This is a genomic window from Klebsiella sp. YJ (genome assembly GCF_002108615.1).
In the GTDB taxonomy this organism is placed as follows: domain Bacteria; phylum Pseudomonadota; class Gammaproteobacteria; order Enterobacterales; family Enterobacteriaceae; genus Klebsiella; species Klebsiella planticola.
In genome coordinates this window covers 1-3,960 of record NZ_MTEG01000076.1, presented here as the reverse complement: position 1 = coordinate 3,960, position 3,960 = coordinate 1, and the positions used below count along the sequence as shown (strand labels likewise).

The following is a 3,960-nucleotide window of genomic DNA, read 5'->3' as shown; positions in this document are numbered from 1 at the left end:
TGAACAAAATGACGAAAGCAGGTATGCCTGAAAGCGTGCGTATTGCCTGAAAACACAACCCGCTACGGGGGAGACTTACCCGAAATCTGATTTATTCAACAAAGCCTCGTTAAGGTTAACCTAAGATTTCAGAATGATAATCTCTGCTTTGCAGCGAATAAGGCAATCATATGATCTTACCCAGCAATAGTGGACACGCGGCTAAGTGAGTAAACTCTCAGTCAGAGGTGACTCACATGACAAAAACAGTATCAACCAGTAAAAAACCCCGTAAACAGCATTCGCCTGAATTTCGCAGTGAAGCCCTGAAGCTTGCTGAACGCATCGGTGTTACTGCCGCAGCCCGTGAACTCAGCCTGTATGAATCACAGCTCTACAACTGGCGCAGTAAACAGCAAAATCAGCAGACGTCTTCTGAACGTGAACTGGAGATGTCTACCGAGATTGCACGTCTCAAACGCCAGCTGGCAGAACGGGATGAAGAGCTGGCTATCCTCCAAAAGGCCGCGACATACTTCGCGAAGCGCCTGAAATGAAGTATGTCTTTATTGAAAAACATCAGGCTGAGTTCAGCATCAAAGCAATGTGCCGCGTGCTCCGGGTGGCCCGCAGCGGCTGGTATACGTGGTGTCAGCGGCGGACAAGGATAAGCACGCGTCAGCAGTTCCGCCAACACTGCGACAGCGTTGTCCTCGCGGCTTTTACCCGGTCAAAACAGCGTTACGGTGCCCCACGCCTGACGGATGAACTGCGTGCTCAGGGTTACCCCTTTAACGTAAAAACCGTGGCGGCAAGCCTGCGCCGTCAGGGACTGAGGGCAAAGGCCTCCCGGAAGTTCAGCCCGGTCAGCTACCGCGCACACGGCCTGCCTGTGTCAGAAAATCTGTTGGAGCAGGATTTTTACGCCAGTGGCCCGAACCAGAAGTGGGCAGGAGACATCACGTACTTACGTACAGATGAAGGCTGGCTGTATCTGGCAGTGGTCATTGACCTGTGGTCACGTGCCGTTATTGGCTGGTCAATGTCGCCACGCATGACGGCGCAACTGGCCTGCGATGCCCTGCAGATGGCGCTGTGGCGGCGTAAGAGGCCCCGGAACGTTATCGTTCACACGGACCGTGGAGGCCAGTACTGTTCAGCAGATTATCAGGCGCAACTGAAGCGGCATAATCTGCGTGGAAGTATGAGCGCAAAAGGTTGCTGCTACGATAATGCCTGCGTGGAAAGCTTCTTTCATTCGCTGAAAGTGGAATGTATCCATGGAGAACACTTTATCAGCCGAGAAATAATGCGGGCAACGGTGTTTAATTATATCGAATGTGATTACAATCGGTGGCGGCGGCACAGTTGGTGTGGCGGCCTCAGTCCGGAACAATTTGAAAACAAGAACCTCGCTTAGGCCTGTGTCCATATTACGTGGGTAGGATCAATAATATTAGATTGAATTGTTGTAATTATCATCAATGTTTTTACTGGTTTACTATTTTCCGGAGGTGTTAATGCCTGTACTTTTCAGGGTGAAAGTTATTCCGCTGGTTTTACTTCTGGCAATGATCTTTGCGTTTTTACTTAACTGGCCAATATTGCTGCATTTTTACGAGATTTTGTCGCATTTAGAGCATGTCAAAATTGGTTTTGTCATTTCTATTCCCTTTGTTCTGGTTGCGGCGCTTAACGTTGTTTTTATGCCTTTCTCAGTTCGTTTTCTGCTGAAACCTTTCTTTGCTTTACTGTTTATCACTGGCTCACTGGTCAGTTATTCGACACTAAAATATAAAGTAATGTTTGATCAAACGATGATTCAAAACATTATTGAAACTAACCCCCAGGAAGCGCATTCCTATCTTAATGGCTCAATTATTATATGGTTCGTCTTTACCGGTATCCTTCCTGCCATCCTCCTTTTTTCAATAAAAATTCAATATCCTGAAAAATGGTATAAAGGCATTGCTTACCGTTTGCTCTCCGTGCTGGCATCGTTGAGTTTGATTGCAGGTGTTGCCGCACTTTATTATCAGGATTATGCCTCTGTCGGCCGCAATAACTCGACATTGAATAAAGAGATCATCCCGGCGAACTACGCTTACAGCACTTTCCAGTATGTTAAGGATACGTACTTTACGACTAAAGTGCCTTTCCAGACGCTGGGGAATGATGCTAAACGCGTCGTCGCTCACGAAAAACCCACGCTGATGTTCCTGGTGATTGGCGAAACGGCACGCAGCCAGAATTTCTCGATGAACGGTTATTCGCGTGATACCAATGCCTTTACCAGCAAATCCGGCGGCGTTATTTCGTTTAAAAATATGCATTCCTGCGGTACCGCTACCGCAATATCCGTTCCGTGCATGTTCTCGAATATGAATCGCACCGAGTACGACAGTAAAAAAGCATCTAACAGTGAAAATTTCCTCGACATCGTGCAGAAAACCGGTGTCTCGCTGTTATGGAAAGAGAACGATGGCGGTTGTAAAGGCGTATGTAGCCGCATCCCGACTGTCGAAATTAAGCCTAGTGATAACCCGAAACTGTGCGATGGCAAAACGTGCCATGACGAGGTGATGCTGGAAAACCTTGATGATGAAATCGCCAAAATGCCAGGTGATAAGCTTGTCGCCTTCCATATCATTGGCAGCCATGGACCGACTTATTACCTGCGTTATCCGGCTGAGCATCGCCACTTCATGCCCGAATGTGCACGTAGCGATATCGAAAACTGTACTCAGGAACAATTGGTCAACACCTACGACAACACCCTTCGTTATACAGACTATGTATTAGCTGAGATGATTGAAAAGCTAAAAAATTACAGCGATCAGTACAACACCGTGCTGCTTTATGTGTCCGATCATGGTGAATCATTGGGCGAAAGCGGGCTATATCTGCACGGCACGCCGTACAAACTGGCACCGGATCAGCAGACGCATATTCCGATGCAGGTCTGGATGTCACCGGGCTTTATCGCCGGGAAACACATCAACATGTCTTGCCTTGAAAATAATGCGGCGAAAAAATCATATTCCCACGACAACCTGTTCTCATCGATTTTGGGGCTGTGGGACGTAAGCACCAGCGTCTATAATCCTGACCGCGATTTGTTCCGCGAATGCCGTGGCTAATCGATTGTTAGTATAACAAAAAGCCTTACGGCAACCTGGTTGCCGTAAGCTGCAAGAATGCAATAAGGCTTATAATATGAAACAACTTACTTTCAACGACCTACGCAAGCAAAGCGCACAAGCCGCAAATTCCCCCCGCTTACGTGCCCATCATAATTTCCACCCTGAATTGAGCGACCCGGTGCAGCGTCTGGCTATTGCTATGGAACCGGGAACTTATGTTCGCCCTCATCGCCACCCGCATACTTTTGAACTGCTGACATCCCTTACCGGTCGCTTTTTGGTATTGAACTTTGATGACCTGGGTAACCTGACCCAGCGCGTCGTGTTAGGTGAGGACTGTAAAGTGCTGGAGATGGATGCAGGCACCTGGCATACCGTATTGTCACTGGATGAAGGCGGCGTTATTTTTGAGGTAAAACACGGTAGGTACCAGCCTGTTGCTGATCAAGATGCCGCCCCATGGGCCCCCGCCGAAAACGAGCCGGGAACTGCAGAGCTGATGAAATGGTACACACAGGCGCAAGTAGGTGATGGCGGATATCCGCGGTAATTAATGCGTTGCACGGAGTGCCATTCTCTCCTTCGCGCCAACTTCAAAGGCTAAGACGCTTCCTCCCAAATCACCTACTCGTAAACCTGTGGCAAGAGTAGAGGCACTGTTGCAAATAGTCGGTGGTGATAAACTTATCATCCCCTTTTGCTGATGGAGCTGCACATGAACCCATTCAAAAGCCGGCATTTTCAGCGTGACATCATTCTGTGGGCCGTACGCTGGTACTGCAAATACGGCATCAGTTACCGTGAGCTGCAGGAGATGCTGGCTGAACGCGGAGTGAAT

At 48.5% G+C, this 3,960-nt stretch carries 3 protein-coding genes and 1 pseudogene; all 4 read left to right on the top strand.

The window, feature by feature from the left end:
* Positions 1 to 236: 236 nt before the first annotated feature.
* A protein-coding gene (locus BV390_RS30060; protein ID WP_085947771.1) for an IS3-like element IS3 family transposase occupies positions 237 to 1,399 on the top strand; the annotation gives its coding sequence in 2 pieces (ribosomal slippage) (positions 237 to 498 and positions 498 to 1,399; 1,164 coding nt in all).
* A 100-nt stretch (positions 1,400 to 1,499) separates the two neighbouring features.
* Positions 1,500 to 3,119 (top strand): phosphoethanolamine--lipid A transferase MCR-9.1, encoded by a 1,620-nt coding sequence (locus BV390_RS30055; RefSeq protein ID WP_001572373.1) that lies wholly within the window; start codon positions 1,500 to 1,502, stop codon positions 3,117 to 3,119.
* A 76-nt stretch (positions 3,120 to 3,195) separates the two neighbouring features.
* Positions 3,196 to 3,672: a WbuC family cupin fold metalloprotein gene (locus BV390_RS30050; RefSeq protein ID WP_001572372.1), complete on the top strand. Its 477-nt coding sequence runs from the start codon at positions 3,196 to 3,198 to the stop codon at positions 3,670 to 3,672.
* Between the two features lie 165 nt (positions 3,673 to 3,837).
* Positions 3,838 to 3,960, top strand: a pseudogene (locus BV390_RS30045) (IS6 family transposase); the annotation flags it as partial.